Here is a 22,403-nt window from a genome sequence, read left to right as displayed (position 1 = left end):
TGAAAGTTATTCTCGAAGGAATTTGAGAACCCTTCGTGTCTTCGCGGCATCAAAAAATATAGCCACCAAGACTCAAAAGCACTAAGAAAGCAATAGGGACTTTATAAAAACTTTATGTCGTCGAGTCTTTGAGGGATTACAATTCACTTCCGCTTGTAGGATTGTAGCCAGCACCTTTTTTGGGTATCAATTTAACATCCTCAAAAGTAGTGTTGTTGTGATTGGTAATACTTTCTATGATGGTGATATCCCCTGTTGTTTCCAAGATTATCATCCCCACCTGATCCAAGGTAGCAAGACCTTTTTGTCGGGCGGCACAATAGATTTCCTCCACAGTTATTCTTTCTTTTTTCATGGCCTCATATTGAAATTCACCTTTGTAGAAAATCAAGGAAGGACGGCTGGTAATTAGGGTTTTGACGGCTTTTATCCGAACGGAAAGCCATGTCAGGATGAATTGAAATGCGATAAATAAAAAAATTGCCATTATCCCATCTGCCAGCGGAATGTTTTTATTGAGGGCTACCGCGGCGAGTGTAGATCCCAAAGCTATGGTGACGATAAAATCGAAGCTGTTCATTTTGGATAGGGTTCTTTTGCCCGATATTCTCAACAAGAGCACCATGGCTGTATACGCTAACGGTGTGATGAAAATAACCCTAAGCATGCTTTCCCAACTGTCAAACCAAAAATCCTCCATTGCTTCCCTCCTTTAATTGAATCTAAAAATGGCACATTATAAACTTCAAAATTGGCTGTTTTTAATGCCAAGTTTATAAGGGCAAGTTCCAATATACCGAATTGTTTTTCTATTCGATAGTTCTTTTCTTCAAATTCACTCTCTCTTATAAAGTTCTTGTGATTTCCACGTAGTTTTCATTTGAAATTGGTATAAGGTCTAAATCCTCCAATTTTTCAAAAAGGTTGGCGATATGGATTTTGCCGATTTCGAAGCGCTTTTGTGTCAAGCTCCAAAACTTTTGATTAGCTCTGAGCCGATCGAACAAGCACGCTTGAGGTTTAAATTTTATTTACCAATTGCCTTGCCTGATCATATAAATGCCCTCTTGTCTCGCTGTCATCTTCTTCTTCCAACAATTTTTCTATTTCCTGGAATTTAATCATTTGAGCCATAAAGTTTTCCGATTGGATTACCTTGTACAGCCAATCGGAAAAGTCGGTCAAAAAATCTTGTTTGTAAGAATATGGGAATTTGCCTGTTAAAGATGCTGCTCCCTCTGCGTCAGAGTCTTCCGACTTCCCAACAGGGATCATTGGTCTTTCAAAAAACTCATCAAACACCTTGGTATCTTCAGTAAATGTTTCAAAGGCTTTTTTCTCCGCTTCTTTCAGTCTGCCGGTCTTGAATAAGATCAGAGTCCACTCAAATAGAAAATCCGGATAGCAACCATCACCCGGGAAGTTTTTATTGAACCAATTGAAGTAGCGAAGTCCACCTGTATAGTCCTCAATTTGAATATAAAACTGCGGAGGAGCATACCTAAGCCCCTGCCCATCGTGATGATAACCCCCCCAGCGTTTCTTGTCAGCCGCCAAAGCTGCTTTTATTTTCTTGATTTTGTTCTTGATGCGTTCTTGTTGTTTGGGGGTCATGGTCATTAGGCAGGATAGGTTATGTCTATGGCTTTTGGGCTGGTATTAGTCCTCAATTTTTAAAGCTACCTCTCTAAAGCTATCCAATGCAGCTTCAATATTTTCTATGATCTCTTGAGCCAAAATATCAGGTTCTGGCAAATTCTCTAGATCGAGCATATTTTCATCTCTGAGCCAGAAAATGTCCAAGCTTGTTTTATCTCGCGCTAAAATTTCCTCATAAGAGTATTTACGCCATCTTCCTTCCGGATTTTGCTCGGACCATGTTTCTTTGCGTTCATTTCTGTTTTTTGGATTGTAGCACGCAACAAAGTCCCTTAGATGATCTAGCTTGAGTGGGTTTTTCTTTAAAGTATGGCTGATGTTTGTTCGGTAATCGTAAAACCAAACTTCTTTGGTCATCACATCTTTTGAAGCTGGTTTTGCATCAAAGAAAAGTACATTGGCTTTCACGCCATGTGCATAAAAAATCCCTGTTGGCAAGCGAAGTATGGTGTGCAAGTCTGCTTTTTCCATCAACTTCTTACGAACGGTTTCTCCGACACCTCCTTCAAATAGTACATTGTCTGGCAAAACAACCGCAGCTTTACCTGATGTTTTCAACATGGAAACAATGTGCTGCAAGAAATTTAACTGCTTGTTGGTGGTCGTAACCCAGAAGTCATTGCGATTGATCAGCAAATCTTCCTTTTCTTCTTTGCCTTCTGCATTGGTAATGGTGATACTGCTTTTCTTCCCAAAAGGTGGGTTGGCCAAAACATAATCAAACAGTTCACTCGGCTTTTGTAATAATGCATCTTCCCGTCTTATGGGAGGTTTCGCATTGATATCGCCAATATTGTGGAGGAACAGGTTCATCAAGGCCATCCTGGCCGTTGAAGCTACAATCTCCCAACCAAGAAAGGTCTCTTCTTTCAAAAACTTCTTTTCCTCTTTGTCTAAATCAAATTCAGTGGTCAAGAAATCATAAGCCGATAAAAAGAAGCCGCCTGTACCACAAGCCGGATCAGCAATTGTTTTCTTCGGTTCCGGGCGTACACATTCTACGATGGCTTTAATTAAGTCTCTTGGTGTAAAATACTGACCTGCACCACTTTTGGTGTCCTGAGCATTCTTTTCCAAAAGCCCTTCATACATATCGCCCTTGATATCGGCATCCATGCCTACCCAAGATTCTTTGGATATCATTTTTACCAAGCGATCCAGTTTGGCAGGATCCTGAATTTTATTCTGGGCTTTGGTAAAAATCTGTCCCAACATTCCCGGCTGTTTACCCAATTCTCGGAGTAATTCCACATAATGGGCTTCCAGCTTTCCACCGCTTTTAGAAGCAATGCTTTCCCAATTATACTGTTCAGGTATGCCTGATTTCCTTTTTTGTGGCCCCTTTTCGTATTCATCTGCCATTTTCAGGAAGAGTAAAAAGGTAAGCTGCTCCAAGTAATCTGAGTAACTTACGCCATCATCCCTCAGGGTATCGCAAAAAGACCAGATTTTTGCTATTAAGTTATTGCTTGTCATTGTCTAATATTTTTTTAAGTTCATTACTGTTGGGTAAAGCTAATATTGAAAAAGATTCTTGAAAGAAAATATTCAGTGTTTTCAAATTGTGCAGTTGCCAACTGCAGAAATTCATCCGTGCTTTGAGCTGGTAATTGGCCAGTTGCTAACTGGCCAATTAGATTTTGGTTCAAATTCTCAATTGAATACCGTAAATTGGAATACTCATCAGCAAATTGCCGCATATTTTTGAGGTTGGTATAAAAAAACCCGTGAAGTCCATTAATCTCCTTTTGCAGGTCTTCGGCCAGTTGTTGAATGACTCTACTCCCCCATTTGGCTTGTTTAATTTTTTGAGAAGGTTGGGTTCCTATTTGGAAATACAGCAGTATCAGTTCGCGATTGACCGCAGCCGCAGCCTTGTACCGGCTTTGCAGGATATGCGATTTGATTTCGCCAAGAAAAATACTGTAGTCTTTTTTCATTGGGTTAGATTATAAAAACTATAATTTCAAGATTTTGGAACTCATTCAATAAATGAAAATTAAATTTAAATTTCTGTGATTATTTCCTCTTGCTCAATATCAAAATGGATATATGAGAAGGGAATATTTATAAAGTTCTTAATGTGGTTGAGATAGTTTTTAACTTCCTCTGATGGTGACACATGGGAAACCAATACAATCCCTTCTGCTTCATTTACATTAGGGTAAAGACTATATTCTAATAACTGACCAATACCTTCTCTAATAGAAGTTCTTAAACTGTTATAGGTTTTGATTTCATAAAACACAAAACCCGTATTTGTCTTTCTGGTTAAATCAATTCTTAAAGCTCCGTATGAGGTGCATTCTCGCTTGACTAAGGCTTTACCATATTTATTTTGAAGATATTTTAGGAATTTGGCTTGCAGAATATTGTGTTTTAATTTTAGTTCAATCTCTTTCTTTTTCCCAGTCCTAATACTTTTTGAAGCAAGATCTGCCTCTTCACTGCCTGAGTCCTCAAATGAAAAACCTGATTTACTACCCTCTTCAATCAATTCCATTATTGAAGGAGAGACATCCATTAATGTATATCTATTTGATTTAATTTCTCTATCATCCAAAACTGGGATTAACTCCTCTGGAATATCATTAATTTGGGTAGCTTTGAATTTTATATTTAACAATTCGTGTGCACCATCCTCCACCCATAAGTCCAGTTGGTCCTGATCTAAATTGAGATTGTAGAGATCACTTTTCATTTCATCGTACCAGCCCTCTTGCTTGTAATATGCCAATACCTTCTCTGATTCTTCTGTAGTAAGGACCTTTACATCTTTTAAATTAGCAACCCAAAAACTCTTATTCGATTCCGAATCTCGTGTATATAGTGCGAGATCAAAATATTTCCCTTCATACTTTGAGCGATATTTATGGATGGGTTCTAAAAAACCATACTTATATCCGTCAATCACTTTATCACCATCGAACAACCATTCTTCATGGCCAAACCCATGCTCATTCTCAAAGCTTGCATTGGTTGATTTGCCTGTTAAACCAGATGGTTTTACCCATCCATTTGTATTCCATGCGATTCGTGCAATTTTTGATTCTTTAGAAAGTAATTCTTTCAAATGATTATGATGCGGTAAGTATTTTTGAATATACTCTCTGGTTTCAGAGATCAGTCTATCCCAATTATATTCATCCACTTGGTCAAATGAAATTTGAGGCCATTCCCATTTGATTAGCGTTTTATATTCTTCAAGCAATTTGATTTTATAATCGGGAAGTGCTTTTGTGGTCTCGAAATAACCATCTAGCTTATATCCAATAAACCGATTTGAGCCATTTATCTCCACATTAAAAAACACATCCTTATCTTCTCCACTATATATTCTAGGCCAAAAATATGGTTTTATTCGGGCTATATGACCATTGAGCCAATTACCATCTTGCTTTAACTTAAAATCATCTAACAAAATTTGCTCTGCCCAATATTTAGCTTTTGCGATAATGGGATAGAGTTTTTGCCCGTAATATTGATGGGCTGGATTTGATGTTCTATAATCAGTATTGACAATAGAGCTGTAAAATTCCAATTCTTCTTTTGTAAAGAAGTTATATCCATTTTCATAATACCGAAATTCAAAACCCAATTCATTTTCGACATATCCACGGTACGACTCATTAGATTGAAACTGTAATTGCTCTTGGGTGGCTAGTTCATAGGCTGTTCTTACCAGATGTTTAAACGGATACTCCTTGCCATTAACGACCACGTAGTATTGGCTCCAAACATAGTTTTTTGGAATACCTTGCTCATCTATGATGGTCGCAGCTTGCTCAATGTGGGTGCTATTTAATGTTTCGAGTTTCATAATTAAGCAATTGCAATTAAGGCATCCTCAAGCCATTCATATTCCTTTACTTTTGATTGTGCTTTTATGTAGTTAAAAACAACAATTGAATGTGGCTTTGTTCTACGTGCATGAACAGCTAATTTGTTAAAGCAAACCTCCATGATTTCATCAATTTTAGCATTGTCACCTTTGTTTAACATCAAGTCATTTTGAGCTTCATCAACAATCATTGAGCATTTTGTCCAAACACTTGCTCTTCCACGAACTAATGATTTATGATTAAGACCATAGCATTTTATAGTGACCGATGCTCTCAAATATTTGTTTGGATCATCATCTTGATTATAAACTTCGTATGGCAAACCATCTCTATCAAATCCAAGCAAACTTACATCTCTTGCATTAGTGGGGTCGAGAAGTAATGGCCTTTCGCCTCTGCAAAACAGATCCCCTTCTTTAGAAACTTGTGTTTTATAACAAAGGGGAAAATAATTGCCTTTACCGAACACATCCTCACCTTCTTCAAATCGACCCTTTCTAAGAAGATTTGTTAGTGTTCCAGAAAGTCTGAAGTTCTTCCAATCATAGGATAACCACCAATAACCACAATCCATAATCTCATCACCATTTTCATCAATAGATTTTGCTTTTGGGCGAAAATGATCAATCTGCCATTCACTTGAATTTTCTTTTGATTCAGTGTACCAACATTTATCTCCTGACAACTCTGAAAGTGCTGAGTACAATTCAGTCCAAATATTGTTCTTTGACCAGTATTTACTCCTTTCTTTCTTGTCAAGTGGCTTTATTGCATCCAGATGATCCTTTGCTTTATCTTCCCATCTAGAAAAAGCGCCTGTACCCTTTATCCTATCGAATGTCTCTTTAAGCTGTGTTGTATCTATAAATCTCATTTGCCTTTCTTTTTCGCCTCAGCAATTTTTTCTGCCACCTTTTTGCTGCGTTGTTTAAGAACTTCTAACTCTTCCGAAGAGTATTCAACTTTTTGAAAGAACTCAATCTCGGTCATATCCTTGATATATTGCTTAAACCAGAAGTCTTCAGACTCTTCGTAGAACCCAAGATTATCCAATTCCTTTTTTAATTTGAGATATTCTTCCTTTTCAGATTCTGAATATTCATCTCTCATTATCTTGCCCTGCAAGAATCTTTTTTTGTTCAGTTTTTCTTGAGTAGGTATATCCAAAACAGATGGCAAGCCAAAAAGGTCACTAGTTAGAATACCACTAACACCCAAACCTTTTGGATCTCTTTGTGGCTTTGTGATATAAGTCTTTCCTTTTAGATTATCTCTTTTAAAAATCTGAACTTGACTCTTTTCCATGGCTCCAATAACCAGTGGGTCATGTGAACAAAAGAGAATTTGAGTTGACTTGGGCTTTTCTACAACTCTGTCAATATATTCCAAATATTTCCATTTCCATATTGGATTCAAATGGGTGTCCGGCTCATCTAATAAAATTAGAGCATCATCATCTCGGGTAAATCGAAGCATACCCAAAACTGTTAACAGTTGTTTTTCTCCTTCACTTAATTCCCGATTTGGTATTTCAATATTATCTTCTTCCTTGACCACATTTACACGAAGCTCGTGAACTAAATCAGATATTTCCAAGCTATTTATGGCATTAAAAAAGTCAATCTTATCGTCATATTTAAAAGACTTTAAATCATTAAACGTTTTTTTATCCTTGATATATAAATACCACCTTTCTTGCTTTTCATTTCGCTTGTAATCCATATAAACTGTTTCTTCATGATGGATTGGAGCAAGTGAAAATATAAATAGATCTTCCAGAAACCTTCTTACTAATCCTTTTGCACCCCAAAACATATCAGTTTTTAGACTTTCAGATGCCCATCTTGGTTTCTTTAAAACAAACAAAGCAGATCCAAGGTCTTTTATACCCAATTCTTCTTTAAGGAAAGTGAGGGTGTCCTCTTCTTTATGTTTAAAAAGATAAAAAGCAATTAAAGCCATACTTCCGTGAATATTATCAACCAAGAACAATCTTGGTATTTCTTTGAACTTCGAATATGTTGCCTTTTCCTTTGTTATGGCATCATAATACCTTTTCAAATGGGGATTAAAAAGTTCTTTCATTCTATTATTGATTCCTGAATAATAGACGAATATATGTTTAGGGAGATATTGGTCTTTGTTCTTGAAAAATAATATCCTAGATTTTAAAGGAGAATCATCTATTTTGAAATTATATAAGCCTTTAACAGCATCAATTTCAATTTGATGTCCTTTGCATTCATATTTTAAGTAGTAATCGAATTTTGGTGGGTTTTCAAAATCTAAATCTCTAAAAATAAGAACCAAGGCTTCCAAGAAATTTGATTTCCCCGTGGCATTTAAACCTAACAATACAGTTTCCCTTTCTCCAGCATCAATATCAATCTGAAAATCCTCCAGGTTCTTGAAGCGTGTTTTGATATGTACCTTATCTATTCTCATTTAGCCAAGCTTAAAAATGATTCGGTACCTTTTTTTACTTCCTTTATTTTTGACTGAATGTCTTTGAGCTCCTTGTAAAAGTCCTCGATATTCTCCTTGTGCTTGCTTTTTTGCCATACATCTTTGGCAAGCATAGGTTTGTCTGAAGTTTTGAGTACTTCTTCAATGCTCAGTTCTTTACTCATCTTCTTTGTATTTTTAGGTTTTCTTTTCTTCTGTTGTTTCTGCTCTTCCAGGTACTTTTTCTTTTCTGCTTGTATGCGTTCAAGTAGTTCAGAAGCAGGTTCGTCATTCGGGTCTTGGGGCACCAATTTCCCTTCAAAGGCTTTCTTTAAAATGGATTGGCGAAGGGCTTCAGATTTTTGCAGGCCTGATTCGATTGTTTTTTCAAGATTGTCAATGATAGAGAATTGAAAATCTAATCTATTGGAGATTATGTTTTGTTCTTCAAACGAGCATATTGGAATTGGAAATTCAAGTATGTCATTGAGATTCAAACCTGCTTTTACAGCTCCTTTATTCTTTTCATTTAAGAAGTAAAACCCGCCATTTTTAGCGATTATCCAGTAACCCAAGTATTTTAAGTTATTTAATTTGGAAGGTCTAACTAAGGCTACATGCTGATTTACATACGCATCATCTAATTTAGGTGCAATAGCGAACATCCCTAAATACCCGGTGATAGAAAAAAGAAAGTCACCCTCATTTACTTTTGTTCTGACACCTTCTGAATTATCTGGAGGAATCACGAATTGGATTTTTTCCGGCCTCAAGTCTAAGTCTAGGGTGTCAAAATTTAAATTAGTAATCCTAATAAAGATAGAACCAGATTCGGAATAGAAGTCAGCCCAGCCCCTTGAGCCACTTGTTACGTATAAGAACAAATTGCCACTTTGTGACCATTTCCATCCTTCAGGGAGTTCTGAGAGCAAAGCTTTCTTTTCGTTTGGAATCTGTGATATAACTCTAGATGCTTTCGGCTTCCCCGGCTTTCTCCCAATCTTCCCATCTTTCTCCCAAGCTTTTACTGCCGCTTTCCATTCTTTGATTTCTTGTTCTTGGAGTTTTTGGCGTTCTTCTTTGATGCGTTCCAGCAGTTTTTCTGCGGGTTCGGGATTGTTTTCTTTACGCCATTGCTCGGTGAGTTTGCCTTCAAAGGCATGTTTTAACAAAGCCTGCCGATAGACCTTCAATTGGTTTTGTGACAATTTGAGATTGGACACCCCATTGTCCAGCTCGCTGAAGAGTTCTTCGATTTTGGAAACGATACGGTGTTGTTCGTTGAAGGGAGGAAGGGGCATCTCAATTCCCCAGAGAATTTGAGGATCAACATGTGGAATGCCAGTTCCCTTTGTATTCGAATTAACATATGAAAATTGCGAATCTAGAAAATAATAAAGATACTTCTGCGAGAATACGAAAGGACGAAAACGAGCTATAGTAGAACCTAAAGCTCCATTCACTCCTTTTGACACCCAACCGCTTCTAGCACCATCCCAAACCATTACAACATCTTGTTCGTCAATGATTTGAGATGATTCCGTGTCTGCATATTGCCGTATTTCTTTTTTCTCAAAAGCTTTGATATCTAAATATGGAACTGAATTTTCAAACTCAATTGGTTCAAGTTTTTTAGGCTTTTTTCCCTTTTGATAGAGAATAACATCTTCAATTGAAGTCTTAATCCAGCTATCGGGTATATTATAATCTCTGCTCATCTACGCTACCAATTCTTTATTCAGTTCATCAATAATTTCTTCCATGCCGTCTCCAAAAAGATTCCACATTTTCATCATGCCGCCTTTCGTATCAAAAGGGCTGTAGTCCAAATCGTCTTTTTCTATGTGGAAGGAAGTGGCAATATGCTCTTTCATCATGCGGAGCCAGTTCATTTGTTCTTCGGTGTATTTTAACATACCGGCCTGCTTGCGGAATACCCAATCCTGAAAGCGCTTGTCCACCACTTTGTTGTAGGGGGTTAATTGCTCGTCCAGACCCATCACCCTTCGGATCAAACTCACCAGGGCAATCATTTCATTGAGCGGTTGGCTTCTTTCTAAACCATCCATATGCTCATAAGCTTGCCAAATGCGCAGGGGTGCTAATGTGGGTTTGTCGGCTTTGAGTTTTTCCAGCAACTCCTTCACCATTTTATAGGTAAGTTCTTTTCGCTGATAGGGTTGAGAATAAAACCAACTTAACGCCAAAATTTCGTCTTTGTGGGTTTCAATGTAGGTTTTGAAATCTGTTACCAGTTCAGCGGCTTTTTCTTGTGCCTGCGTATCCCAGCCTGCAAACTCCAGTTCATCAATATTCACTACATCAATAATCTGTTCCAGCGACTTGCGCACATTGTCCACATAGTCAATCAACTCGCCCGTAATCGGCAAAGTAGCTTGTTTGGCCAGTTCCTCCTGAGCTTCATCTACTTGAGCAGGGGTTGGATGTCCAAATTTGGCAATGGCGAAATCCTGTACCTTGTCAGGGTCAAATACCCCAAGCAAATCTTTGGTCATTTGATGGATGGACTTGCCTTTGGCCAATTCCTGAAACTTGGCTTTTTCGTCAGGGGTAATTTGCTTTTCAATTCGCCCCAACCTTCCGGCAAGGGAAGTAAACAAATCCTCATCCACATTGCCCATCATGGCATGATACATCAGGTCTTTAAGTGCCACCCCTCGTTTGCGCTCCAGCGGACGGCTGTCGGTTTTGGTGGTTTGCATGACCCCAACCGCATCTACAATTACAAAATGGTCTTTGGTGGCAATGGCAGAAGGTGTTACTTTCTTCAAGTCTTCCAGTTTGATGGTGCGGGTACCACGCCCTTTCATCTGCTCAAAGTAGCCTTTGGATTTTACATTCCGCATAAAAATCAGGCATTCCAAAGGCTTTACATCTGTACCAGTAGCAATCATATCCACCGTAACCGCTATGCGGGGATAGTAGTCATTTCTAAAGGAAGACAAAACCGTCTTGGGGTTGTCATCCGTCTGATAGGTGATTTTCTTACAAAAGCTGTTGCCTTCGCCAAATTCTTCCCTTACGATATTGATGATATCATCCGCATGGCTATCAGTCTTGGCAAAAATCAGTGTTTTCGGTACTTCCTTTCTTCCAGGAAATATTTCAGGAAGTTTATTTTTAAATGCCTTGATGACATTTCTGATTTGACTTAGGTTGACAATGTCTTTGTCCAATTGATTGGAAGTGTAGGCCACTTCTTCATCCAACTGTTCCCATCGTTTGCGTCTGCTCAGTTTTTCCCGTTTATCAACAAATTCTTTGGCTTCAATTTTTGCCCCTTCTTTGGTGATTTTGGTTTCAATCAAATACGTGTCATAGGTCACGTTTACACCATCCGCCACAGCATCTTCGTGGGTGTATTCGCTCACCACATTTTCATTAAAGAAACCAAAGGTGCGTTTGTCAGGTGTAGCCGTAAGGCCAATCAAGAAGGAATCAAAGTATTCCAAAACCTGACGCCACAAATTGTAAATAGAGCGGTGACACTCATCAATGATGATGAAGTCAAAGAACTCCACGGGAATTTTCTCATTGTACACTACAGGAAGCGGTTCTTTAGGAACCCAACCTTTTTCATTCGGGTTTTCCTCTTCCGCTTTTTCATCTAATTCTTCACCCTTCAAAATTGAGTACAAGCGCTGGATTGTACTGATACACACATGGGCGTCAGGATTCACGAAAGAGGAAGTCAAACGCTGTACCGTGTATAACTCTGTAAATGTTCTGTTCTCTCCAGGTGGAATAAAAGCCATAAATTCCTGCTCTGCTTGTTCGCCCAGGTTTTTGGTATCAACCAAGAATAAAATGCGTTGAGCATTTCCATACTCCAGCAAGCGGTAAATAGATGAAATGGCCGTAAAAGTTTTGCCTGCTCCGGTTGCCATCTGAATCAAGGCTCTTGGTCTGTTTTCCTCAAAAGAAACCTCCAGATTTTTAATGGCTGAGAATTGACAATCTCTCAGTGTCCCTTTGTCCAATACGGGAAAATTAAATAATCTTCCCCTTAGTGTTTTATCATCTTTTAGCTGTTGCTTAATCGATTCCGGGCGATGAAATGAAAAGAGGTTTTTCGCTCGAGGTTTTGGGTCGCGTGTATTGGTGAATCGTGTGATCACACCAGTAGATTCATAAATAAACGGGAGAGGTTCATTGTTGAAATACTTCAACTTACTGGCGGCATAAGTTCCGGACTGTTCTTCTACAACAGAAAGGTTTTGACCTTCTTCCTCTTTTTTGGCTTCGATTACTCCCACTGGCTTTCTATCAACGAAAAGCACATAATCAGCAGGCCCAACTTCGGTTTGGTATTCTTTTACAGCAATTCCGGTTGCAGCACTAAAATCAATTTTAGACTTATCCTGAATAACCCACCCAGCAAGACGCAACTTTTGATCGATGCGGTCTCGTGCTATTTGTTCAGGGTTTTGGTTATTGTTTTGAGTCATATTATTGGAGGTACGTCGGTAAGATACCAAAAAATGGCTTTTCAGTTATAGAGGGTAGGTTTTTTCTTTAATGTCTTTATGGAAGAAAAATTTCATGACGTTTGGTTTTGGATGGGTCTTTAGCTCCAGTCATACGGTATCACTTCAAATTTAGGTATGTATTCATATGTCTCATTTCCAATGTACATTATATCCATTCCAACTAATTTAGCATAGCTCATTTTAGATAATTTATTTTTGCATTTCACTGATAATTTAAAGTCATCCACGTTCTGTTCACACCATTTTAGATAGTCTGGAGCGCCACCAATCGGAATCGGTGATTTTAATATATCGTTAAATCTACTTATGTCGGTAAGAATTCCTAAAAAATTCTTTTGGAAATGCTGATTGATATAGCCACGAAGTTCCTTTTCTATGTTACCTATAAAAACTTGGTTTTGAGGGCCCAAGGCTTTATCATGATTTAAGATTTCTCCAATTACCCGAATTTTTTCATCTCGAAAATCAAAACCTTCGATAAATTCACTTTTTTCAAAAAATCCCCATTCAATAAAATCTTTCGAGTTTAAAATATGATTTAAATAATCTCTTATTAAGTATTTATTGATCTGTAACGTTCCTTGATATACTTCTTGAATGGTCAATTTTCTGTATCTTCCAAATCCCAATTCTGTATCAATTTCGTATATCATTGTCTTCAAGTTTCTCGCAGCTTAAGTTTTTGAGCTAATTCAATTTTTTGTCTTCTACCACTCTATAACCTTATTCTCGCAATTCTGCCAATCTCGCAGAAGTTTTTTCCACTGTATCATCCGCTAAAAGTTCTTTAAATGAACATCAAAGTTTCGTATCTATTTAGGCGGAGATTTTAATACTGAACCTCAATATGCGTTTAGAATTTGGATGTAAAACTTATCTGTCATAGAAGCACGAACTCCCAGCTTTTGCAAATCGCTTAATTGTTTTTCGTAAAGTTTTTTTCAATTTTATATTATTCTAAACTCTCCCAAAAAAGAACCTTGTATTTTCGTTCTACTTTTTTAATCTTCTTAAAACTTCCTCCAATATTAAATCCTATTTTGCTAAGCTTGCTTGCTAAAGCACCGGTAATTCCCATATCGTCTGTATATTTAAAATCAGCAGAGTATTCAATAACTTTATTTTCAAGTCTAACTTTCTGCAAAGTTCTCCAAGTAGGTTCTGTCTCAATCCATTTACTTTTATATGGAGTCGAATTTTGTTTAATTGGTTTTGGAAAAAAAAAGCTTTTCCCTCCACTTAATGATAAGTTTTTTTCATATGCTGTGCTTAAATCTTGAGATATACTTCCATATTGAGAAGGAATATTTTCCACTTTTGTATCAATTTTTATTTTTATATCATTTTCAATTTCTTCAATCAATAAGATTTCTTTAGCCCCTAAATGCGCGCACATTTCTATAAAAGCACATTCCTTCAATTGAAGTAAATGTTGATGAAAACTTGAAATAGGGAGGTAATAATCTGACTCATAATCAGGACAAGCATAAACAGTCCCTCTTTGTGGATGTTGCGGAGGAAATTTAAAATTATTGTTACAATATTCGATTTCCCCAAAGCCTGTTGCGCCAAATAAATAATTTTCAGAAAATTTTAAGGACTTGTATGCAACTTTTATGTCTCCACCAGAAAGCATGTCATTGCCAATTTGCTTCCAATTTATTTTGGGGTTCTTAGTTTCGTCATCGATAAGAATAATTCTTCTGTTGTAAATTGGAGATTCTTTTTTGATTACTTTCATTTTCTTTTTCTTAAAGTAAATACATGAATGTCAACAACACCTGTTCATACCTACTCAATTTAGGCTTAAATCAACAGTATTGTTTAAATTTCCAACTAAACATATAACTAATCTCCTAAAAATCCTATACCAAAAAAACAAAAAACGCAGGAAATACATCTTAGTATTTATTTACAAATTCACATAAGGCAAGTCAGTACAAGCATTCCAGAAAATTTTCTTTCAATCCTAAAAAATCTTTTATTTAGGAATGCAAATTTTTCGTTTTCTGGACGATTACTTGCCACTTCTCCAAAATACTAAATCGAGGTGAATTCTAGCTATTCCTTTTCTGTCTGAATGCAACAATGCCTTGTCTTGGTAAATTTTACTAAGTCTAGAATTCAATTCCTTTATTGTAGTCCATTTTGGTAAGTCGTCATAAATTCTTGTCAGACTTGTCGCAACATCTCTGTCTAGCGGAACTTCCAGTTGTCTTATAGTATCAAAGTTATCTTTTAAGTCAGTCGGTATTTCTAAATGGTCAGCTAAATATTTATTGTACACAACATCTCTAAAGAAGAGGTTCAGTCCTTTCCTTGCTGCACCCCAATTTTGTCCGCCTTTAGGAAATTTACTTTTAAGGTCGTTCGATAAGTCGTCCAGGAAGAGGATGTAATTTCTTGATGTCAGCTTATTTCTGAACTCTTTCAAGTCAATTGTTTTTTCAAAATATGTACGGCTTATTTCTACCAGCCCGCTTGCACCTTGATTTCTAATTGCTGATGGTCCAACTGCTGTTTGTGCAACTCGCCTTTGAATTTGCCTCAGGAATTCTTTCTTGTCCAAATGATTTTTTTTACGTTTTTCACCTATCTATTTCTAACTGAAATATTGAGGGTTTTGATAACTAATCTTCTAAAAATCCTAGGCAGATAAAACAAAATACGCTGGATATTACGATATTAATTAAGTTGTTTTCCTCATAATAGTATGAACAACCAATTCCTTTCAAATACTTTTTTCTACTATCAATCTGGTTGGTTAGGGCATCATCCTGCAAGAATTATCAACTGGGTAGTGACACTAACCACTTGACTACCTTCTTCCTTTAATTTGGCTTTCAGGTAATCGAATCTTATTCAGTCCTACTAAAATACCAGCTACCAAAGTAAACCGATGACTACTATCACAATTAAAATCTTAAACCTTAGAAAGCGCCTGATCGAAATCAGCAATGATATCTACAATGTTTTCAATGCCTACGGCGCAGCGGATCAGACTTTCAGGTATTCCCAATTGTTTTCTCTCTTCTTCTGTTGCCTCCACGTGACTGGTCACCTTTGGAGGTCCTATTAAGGTCCCTACCGAACCTAAACTTGCGGCCAAGTGAGCCAATTCCAAGTTGTTCAAAAATATTTTTACATTTTCGAAATCCCCTTTTAATGAAAAGGCAAGTACACCCCCAAAGCCTGTCATTTGTCCTTTGGCAATTTCATGACTTGGATGGGATTCCAGGCCTGGATAAAAAACTGCATCCACTTTTGGGTGATCCTGAAGGTATGCTGACAATTTCATGGCATTTTCATTTTGGCGCAAGACCCTTAATTCTAAAGTTTTGATCCCCCTCAACAGCATATAGGCCGTGTTGGCGTGAAGCGTGGCACCATTTATTTCTCTGTAATGAAAAATTTGGTCAATCAGGTCCTTACGCCCACAGACCACACCACCCATAGCATCGGAATGTCCTCCCAGATATTTTGTGGCACTGTGCAGCACCAAATCTGCTCCCAATGCCAGTGGTTGCTGGTTGATCGGTGTGGCAAAGGTATTGTCCACCACTACTATGGCACCTACCTCATGGGCGACTCGAATCAAACGCTTCAGATCCAAAACTTTCAAGGTGGGATTTGTGGGTGTTTCGAGATAAAGTACTGTACATCCTTTTCTGACCTCAGCTTCTATTTCATCGTGGTCAGTCGTTTCACAAAGGCTTACTTCGATCCCTTTTTTGGGCATAAACTCTAAAAAAATGATGCTGGTACCGCCATATGTGTCCTTAATGGAAACTACTCTATCCCCTTGATTTAAAAGCGTGTATAAAGTATTGCTGATGCCTGCCATACCAGTAGAAAAACTGGTCGCTGCCTCGGCATTTTCCAGCGCCCTTACCTTTTCCTCAAAAACCGCAACCGTTGGATTGGTATTTCTGCTGTAGATATGTCCTTCTTTTTTACCTATTGCTACATCAAACCAGTCATCCACGTTTTCATAACCAAATGTCACACTGTTTACGATGGGCACTTGGGTTGCCCCATGAAAAAACAATTCACTTTGACCTGCCCATACTGCCTTAGTCCCATTTTGTTTCGACTGCAATTCTTTGTTCTTCATTTTTTTTCGCTTAAAAGTGATAACCCTGAAGACTTAAGGTAAATGGTAATGACGACACTTAAAAATTATCTGTGAAAATCTGTGGCATCTGTGGTTAGAAAATTTAACCACAGATAAAAAGCTTCGCTTTTTCTAGGTAGTCAAAATTTGATGTTAATCGAAGTAAAAGAGGTCTCTCCACCTTACCAATGCCTTAAAGGATAAATTCGTCACTCTGAGTCACCATTTTTGGCTAAACAGACCTCTCCTACCGTCGAGGTGACAAGGATAAGTTTATTTCAGATTGAATTGTAGTTTTCAGATCGATAGTGTTAAGAGATTTCTTTTGTCATTTCGATCCCATCAACTTCTTATTTCTTTGCGTCATTGCGGGAAAACCATTTTAGAATAATTTTCCTTCACAAAATCCGAAAAAACCTTTTTGTGCAGCTCAAGATCCATGTTGGGAGAAAGGGCTGCACGTACAATATAATCTTTGTCGCCTTCTTTGGTCGTGCCCTGGGTAGAGGTAGCTGGTATGGTCCAATATGAACCTTTTAACTGCCCGTAACTCACACAATATTTCCCTTCATTGGGAATTTCATTGATCATCATATTGATCAATTTCAGATTCAATACCCGCTTATAGGCTTCTCTTTCTTCATCTGTGTTCCCTATTGAGGGAAGATCCAATGAAAACACCGAAGGGGTAAATCCTTTTTGGGCCAATTCCTCGGAAACAAAGTTGATTTTTGCCTCTGGTAAGGTCTCCTTTACAAATTCCACAAACTCACGTGTATTTTTATAGGCATCCTTAATCCTTTGATTCATGGAAGGGAGTTGTGCTGCCAGTATTTCTACTTGGTGGGCTGTAGCTTCGTTATCGCAAAGTATCAGGTGCTTTTCAATTTTTTCGAGCAAAGGTTCCGCCTCTTTATTTGCCACACAATAACCTGCCGTACATTTTCCTCCACTTGGAAATTTTGAACCACTTACGTAGGAGATGGTACGGATACTTGAAAATATGTCCGCTTCGCCCAAGAATTGTAGGTTGGGGCAAAATGTCTGATCCAATATAAAAACCGGATCTATGGCAATTTCACCGCTCGCCGTTTTACGTTTGGCACTCAACACTTCTCTTAATTTGTTGAGATCAGGAACTTCCACCCGTGGATTTGTTGGAATTTCCGCAATGATGTAAGCAACAGCATCTTGTTCAGCTACTGTATTTAGGATGCTATCAATACTTTGGACCATGTCATGGTCTCTATCAACCAGCAAATCCAGGATTTCTACATTATCAAGGCAGGCAGCAACCCGCCTTGCCTGATCGTTGGTGCCTCCATAACAATTTGGAGGAACGATTATTTTGATAGGCTTTCCCTGACTTCTTCCAGGCATGAAGGCATGTTTTTCTACTGCATCATGAATGAGTCCCATCATGATCGCATATTGCATAGAGAGGCCACTTGAAGCAAGCAGCGCTTTTGTGTCTGCACCGGTAATCTTTCTTATCGTGTCTAAAACAAGAGCTTTGTTTTTATCCACATCAGGTTTATCAGAATTGGATGTAGATTTTCCTGTGAGCATTTTCAAGGCAGAAAAACAATTGACGGGAGTCATTGCAATGGTTTCTCTCCTTCGGACATGCTGGATTTCAGAAATGTAATTTTCATTGGACTGACCATTTACGACCAATACACTTCCAAGCTCAGCGTGGATATTGACAAAAAAGTCAATGCCTGCTGGACTCTTATCGAGATCAATTTTGCCCATTTCACTGTCTTGGGAAACAAAAACAGTGCTGCCTTCAAACTCCGGAATATCTGCTAAACTTTCAACATGTTTTAAGTCAAAATTGTAACCATAAACAGACTTGATTACATCAGGCTCAAAAGCATCTGGCAATTTACCTGAGTAAGTGATCAGGGTGTTTTTATGGTCAAATAAGTTCTTTCTTAAGATGGCCAGTATAGGAATCGTGGTGGATGAAAAACTGATCACGTATGCTGGTTGAAGACCATTTAATTTGGCAACCGCCCATTCCAAAACTGAAGACAAGGGATGACCCAATCGAATGTAGTCATAAGCAGTCGGTAATTCATGGAGTGCTGATGTTTCGGAAATATTGTTTTCAAACAAAGCCTCAAACTCATCTAAGAATTGAGATTTAGCCAAACTCTCGTTATAAATATCCAGTCTATGTGTAGTCAGCTTTATCCAATCCGAAGGCATGTTTGCGATCACATCTTCAATATATTTCAGCACTTTGGTTTCATTCATAATTTTTACTTTTCAATACTCTGCAATATTAATTGAATCTGGCTCGTCCTGAAAATAGTTGACACTTTTTGATTGTTTTTAAAGTGTTAAATATTTCACGCAGCATTCGCAGCGAGTTCGAAGCGGTCGCCGCGTGAAACAATTCTCATTTCCTTTCTGGAGATGCTAAATTTAAAAACTCGAGATAACTAGGTCAAGTTGGTGTATATCTTGATGCTGGAAATATAAATCTCACATTACCAGGCTTCAGCCAAAATCATTTTCGACTAAAGACTGGTTACACACAGATTAAGCTTTCACCACCGGCTAAAGCGCGGTGGAAATTAGATGCAAATTTTCTACGCCACTGTGAGTATCCACTCAGATACATAAAAGTATGGGGTAAATCCCTCTTGCTTCTCGCTTCTCATTTTCATCCTTTGCCTCTTGCCTCTCGCTTTTTCTGTCTATGTCTTGCTCTCTTTTCTTCTTTCAGGATAAGTGGAATCCAGATAAGTGTAAATCTTCTCAAAAGTCTCTTTGTTGTACCGAGTGTTCACGTGGTGCCACTTACCACTTTCAAGCTCAAGATTAATAGAAAAAACCTTGCCTATCCAAAGGAAATTGGCTTCTTGAACGTTCCAGCTCTTCAGGTCTTGATTTAAGTTGATTTCCTTTTTCTTCATGGGAAAATGAAATTCCATCTGATCTCCCAACAACCTGATATCTGAACTTCTCCTTGTGAAATATACCAAAGGAAAAAAAACGATTGCAATCAGGGAACCTACTATGATTATCCCTATAAAAAATTCCATGTCTTTTTTGTTTTATTCCAAAAGGTAACTTAAAAAATGGTGCCAAAGGTTGTAATCCAAGCAGTTAAATTTTCACTATCGGCCCAATACGTATGTGTAGAAAACATATTTCCATGAAATGAAAAAAAGTGCAACATTTATTATAAATAAGTGTTTTGTCCAAATCATTTAATTTTTTCCCATTCAGTTATGCCATTTTGATCGGCTGTGAAACCTATGATTTGGCCTTTTTTATCTCTGGTGAATTGAATCAGGGCGTTCACAGCTTTTGATTCCATTTTATCCTTATCAATAACTGTCAGTATTGTTCCTGTACCTCTAGCCTCAGGAAAGTCCAACAATAGCACATCATCGAGCATAAAGATTTCAATAAGCTTTGAATCTCCTTTGAGTTGGTAGGTTCCAAAATACTCTTCGAATTCGCCATACACCAATTGACTTTTATCTTCAATTTCCAATGGAGTTCCAAGCACTTCGCTGGCCAGATAATTGGCAACTTTTTCTGTCCTTTCCAATGATTTGTTTGACAATATGCAGACAAACAAATCTTCATCGGGAAGGTAAAGCCCTGAACTGGTAAATCCGTAAAGGTTTCCTCCGTGTTGAATGGTCTTATACCCTACTAATTCTTTTATAAAAAATCCATAGCCATACCCAGTTCCAGTTCCTGAGTATGTCTGCTTCTCAGTGATCAAACTTTCAACAATAAAATCACTCAGAAATGTTCGGTTCTTTAATTCCCTATTCCATAGGAGTAAGTCTTCAGCAGTAGACACAATGGCTCCAGCTGCATAGGGCACTGATCCTACAATTTTCGGAGAAGAAATCAACTCGCCTTGATAGGATCGGTATCCGTTTGCAATGCGCTTCTTTTTTGTTTTGTCAGCGTACCACAGGCTTGTGGAATGCATCTTTAAAGGTTCAAATAGATTTACCTTTAAGTACTCCTTGAGTGACATACCTGAAACTTCCTCAATGACCACTCCAAGAAGGGGATAATTGGAATTGCTATATTGAAATTCGCTCCCTGGCTCAAATGCTAAGGGTAAATCCTTGAAATATGAAATAAGTTGTTCGGGTGTATGTTCCTGTGAAAGCAAATACATTTCATCTTCATCAATGTCAAAGAATTCAGGGATGCCTGAGGTCTGGGACAGAAGGTGATGAATAGTGACAGGGTATTCTTTATTCGGAAAGTACTTGACATATTTTTGAATAGGATCATCAAGTGAAACTTTACCTTGTTCCACTAACTGTAACACCGCAGTTGAGGTGAATTGCTTAGTCATAGAACCTACTTGGAAGATCATGTCGGTTTTGATAGTCTTCCTTTTTTTTACATCTGAAAGTCCATAGGCGTTTTTGAAAATGATCTGATTGTTTTGCGCTATCAAAATGACTGCTCCTGGATTGTTCCCAGCATATTCTTTTTCCAAAAAGTTATCAATTGTCTGATTTTGAGTAACCTGTGCATCCAATACAAGGCTGAACGAAATGGTTAAAAAGAATACTAGGAATGATTTTATATTCATGAGTTTGTAGTATTTACAAATGATTTGAGTTGCAGTGCTACTGGTTTCTATCTTGACGAAGGTGCTGGATTTTCAGCAATAAAACTCATTAAAATTCCAATAATGAATTTAACACAAATCTATCATAGAAGTACGTCAGGAGCCATCTTGCAAAACCGATGTTAACAATTCAGTTCTTTTGGTCCGCCGATATTGAAAGTTTTGAGAATTACTCTAATTAACTGAAAGAAAAGTTTAATAGTCAAAAGCTTTAATTTTGAATGTGATAGTTATGGTTCCACGTTCTTTTTATACTCTACTCCATCGATCGTCACTAATAAGTCCGGCGTTATTTTGCTTAAGTCAATTGTGAAAACCCGATTTGAAATAATTTCCGGAGCCTCTGGAGCTAATTCGATTGTTACATTTTTCGATTGGTGATTTTCCAGAGTAAATTCAAATCTTTCATAGCCAAGAAATAATACATTGTATTTTTCAGTTTCTCTATTTTTCGGCTTTAGTAAAATAAGGTTCCCATTGCTATTTGCTTGTTTTACTTTTTCAAACTCAAATGAATCAGATTCTTGAAAAATCATAGCAGGTAGTGGTTCTTTTTGATTTGCTTTTTCCACAATATGAAAAACTATCTCAATAGAGTCTCTCCTATCTCTAAACTTCAGATTTTCTACTTTAATACTACTCTGGATCTTTGATGAATCTTCATCAAAGATCAGCTTTATCTGATTGGATGTCAATTGATATTCTCCTTTGCCAAAATTCTCAACTCCCAAACAACCTATTAATTCATACTTAAAGCTGTTGTTTTCAAGGAACTCAATACATACTACGCTGTAACCGTCATTAAAGGAATTGCAGAATTTTCCGGACAATTGGTCTTGACAAAATGAATCAACGGATATTATCAGAAAAATTAACGGAAGGATTTTTTTCATATTTATTGACACGATTGCGGAAACCAACAGTTGCTGATTTATTTCATTTCTAAATATAACTAATCCTCTAAAATCCTTAGGTCCATAAAAAACAAAAACGCTAGGAATAAATCATGGCATTCGTTCCCCGAAATACTTCGAAGCAAGTCCATCATCCTTTCTCCAATATATCACTTCTCTTTCCCATCTATGTTTTTGGCGAAAGGCTTTCTTCACTTTCAACCCAAATTCGGCCAAAAACATTACCTAATAATCTTTACTTTCTCCTCCGGTTAAAACCGGAGGCTATTATATCTGACACCCCTACGGGGC

Annotated in this window: 17 protein-coding genes; all 17 read right to left on the bottom strand. The window is 37.6% G+C overall.

The window, feature by feature from the left end; genetic code table 11:
- Positions 1-136 precede the first annotated feature (136 nt).
- The 17 genes from CLW00_RS12940 to CLW00_RS12860 all read right to left on the bottom strand — a co-directional run bounded on the left by CLW00_RS12940 (position 137) and on the right by CLW00_RS12860 (position 22,091).
- A complete protein-coding gene (locus tag CLW00_RS12940) occupies positions 137-700 on the bottom strand; it encodes a DUF421 domain-containing protein (RefSeq protein ID WP_106134105.1) in 564 nt (187 codons plus the stop codon).
- A gap of 320 nt (positions 701-1,020) precedes the next feature.
- On the bottom strand, positions 1,021-1,620 hold the full coding sequence (locus CLW00_RS12935) for a hypothetical protein (protein ID WP_211300195.1): 600 nt from the start codon (positions 1,618-1,620) through the stop codon (positions 1,021-1,023).
- Between the two features lie 39 nt (positions 1,621-1,659).
- Positions 1,660-3,135 carry a class I SAM-dependent DNA methyltransferase gene (locus CLW00_RS12930; RefSeq protein ID WP_106134104.1) on the bottom strand — a complete coding sequence of 492 codons (1,476 nt, stop codon included), beginning with the start codon at positions 3,133-3,135 and terminating at the stop codon, positions 1,660-1,662.
- Positions 3,136-3,158: 23 nt separating this feature from the next.
- Positions 3,159-3,599 carry a DUF1016 N-terminal domain-containing protein gene (locus CLW00_RS12925; protein ID WP_106134103.1) on the bottom strand — a complete coding sequence of 147 codons (441 nt, stop codon included), beginning with the start codon at positions 3,597-3,599 and terminating at the stop codon, positions 3,159-3,161.
- 65 nt (positions 3,600-3,664) lie between these two features.
- The gene (locus CLW00_RS12920) at positions 3,665-5,479 is read right to left on the bottom strand and encodes a hypothetical protein (protein WP_106134102.1); all 1,815 of its coding nucleotides are present in this window, start codon (positions 5,477-5,479) and stop codon (positions 3,665-3,667) included.
- Positions 5,480-5,481: 2 nt separating this feature from the next.
- Positions 5,482-6,375, bottom strand: a complete 894-nt coding sequence (locus tag CLW00_RS12915; RefSeq protein ID WP_106134101.1) for an HNH endonuclease family protein — start codon at positions 6,373-6,375, stop codon at positions 5,482-5,484.
- Entirely contained in the window at positions 6,372-7,946 is a 1,575-nt protein-coding gene (locus CLW00_RS12910; protein ID WP_106134100.1) for an ATP-binding protein, read from the bottom strand. Before CLW00_RS12910 ends, CLW00_RS12915 begins: the two co-directional genes overlap by 4 nt.
- Positions 7,943-9,664, bottom strand: a complete 1,722-nt coding sequence (locus CLW00_RS12905; RefSeq protein ID WP_106134099.1) for a restriction endonuclease subunit S — start codon at positions 9,662-9,664, stop codon at positions 7,943-7,945. The genes CLW00_RS12910 and CLW00_RS12905 overlap by 4 nt, the downstream gene beginning before the upstream one ends.
- Complete coding sequence (locus tag CLW00_RS12900; RefSeq protein ID WP_106134098.1) at positions 9,665-12,415, bottom strand: type I restriction endonuclease subunit R; 2,751 nt, start codon at positions 12,413-12,415, stop codon at positions 9,665-9,667. It abuts the gene before it with no gap.
- A 119-nt stretch (positions 12,416-12,534) separates the two neighbouring features.
- Positions 12,535-13,110 carry a hypothetical protein gene (locus CLW00_RS12895; RefSeq protein ID WP_106134097.1) on the bottom strand — a complete coding sequence of 192 codons (576 nt, stop codon included), beginning with the start codon at positions 13,108-13,110 and terminating at the stop codon, positions 12,535-12,537.
- A 299-nt stretch (positions 13,111-13,409) separates the two neighbouring features.
- Entirely contained in the window at positions 13,410-14,198 is a 789-nt protein-coding gene (locus CLW00_RS12890; protein ID WP_106134096.1) for a hypothetical protein, read from the bottom strand.
- A gap of 276 nt (positions 14,199-14,474) precedes the next feature.
- The gene (locus tag CLW00_RS12885) at positions 14,475-15,026 is read right to left on the bottom strand and encodes a hypothetical protein (protein ID WP_106134095.1); all 552 of its coding nucleotides are present in this window, start codon (positions 15,024-15,026) and stop codon (positions 14,475-14,477) included.
- A gap of 354 nt (positions 15,027-15,380) precedes the next feature.
- Positions 15,381-16,571, bottom strand: coding sequence for a cystathionine gamma-synthase family protein (locus tag CLW00_RS12880; RefSeq protein WP_106134094.1), 1,191 nt, complete (start codon positions 16,569-16,571; stop codon positions 15,381-15,383).
- A 363-nt stretch (positions 16,572-16,934) separates the two neighbouring features.
- Positions 16,935-18,833 carry a PLP-dependent aminotransferase family protein gene (locus CLW00_RS12875; protein WP_106134093.1) on the bottom strand — a complete coding sequence of 633 codons (1,899 nt, stop codon included), beginning with the start codon at positions 18,831-18,833 and terminating at the stop codon, positions 16,935-16,937.
- 446 nt (positions 18,834-19,279) lie between these two features.
- A complete protein-coding gene (locus tag CLW00_RS12870; protein ID WP_106134092.1) occupies positions 19,280-19,627 on the bottom strand; it encodes a hypothetical protein in 348 nt (115 codons plus the stop codon).
- Positions 19,628-19,791: 164 nt separating this feature from the next.
- A complete protein-coding gene (locus CLW00_RS12865) occupies positions 19,792-21,159 on the bottom strand; it encodes a serine hydrolase domain-containing protein (protein ID WP_106134091.1) in 1,368 nt (455 codons plus the stop codon).
- A 269-nt stretch (positions 21,160-21,428) separates the two neighbouring features.
- Positions 21,429-22,091 carry a hypothetical protein gene (locus CLW00_RS12860; RefSeq protein WP_106134090.1) on the bottom strand — a complete coding sequence of 221 codons (663 nt, stop codon included), beginning with the start codon at positions 22,089-22,091 and terminating at the stop codon, positions 21,429-21,431.
- Between the last annotated feature and the right edge of the window lie 312 nt (positions 22,092-22,403).

Source organism: Mongoliibacter ruber, from assembly GCF_003003005.1.
Lineage (GTDB): Bacteria > Bacteroidota > Bacteroidia > Cytophagales > Cyclobacteriaceae > Mongoliibacter > Mongoliibacter ruber.
Note: the sequence above shows the minus strand (reverse complement) of the source record. Positions and strands in the feature narration are given on the sequence as shown.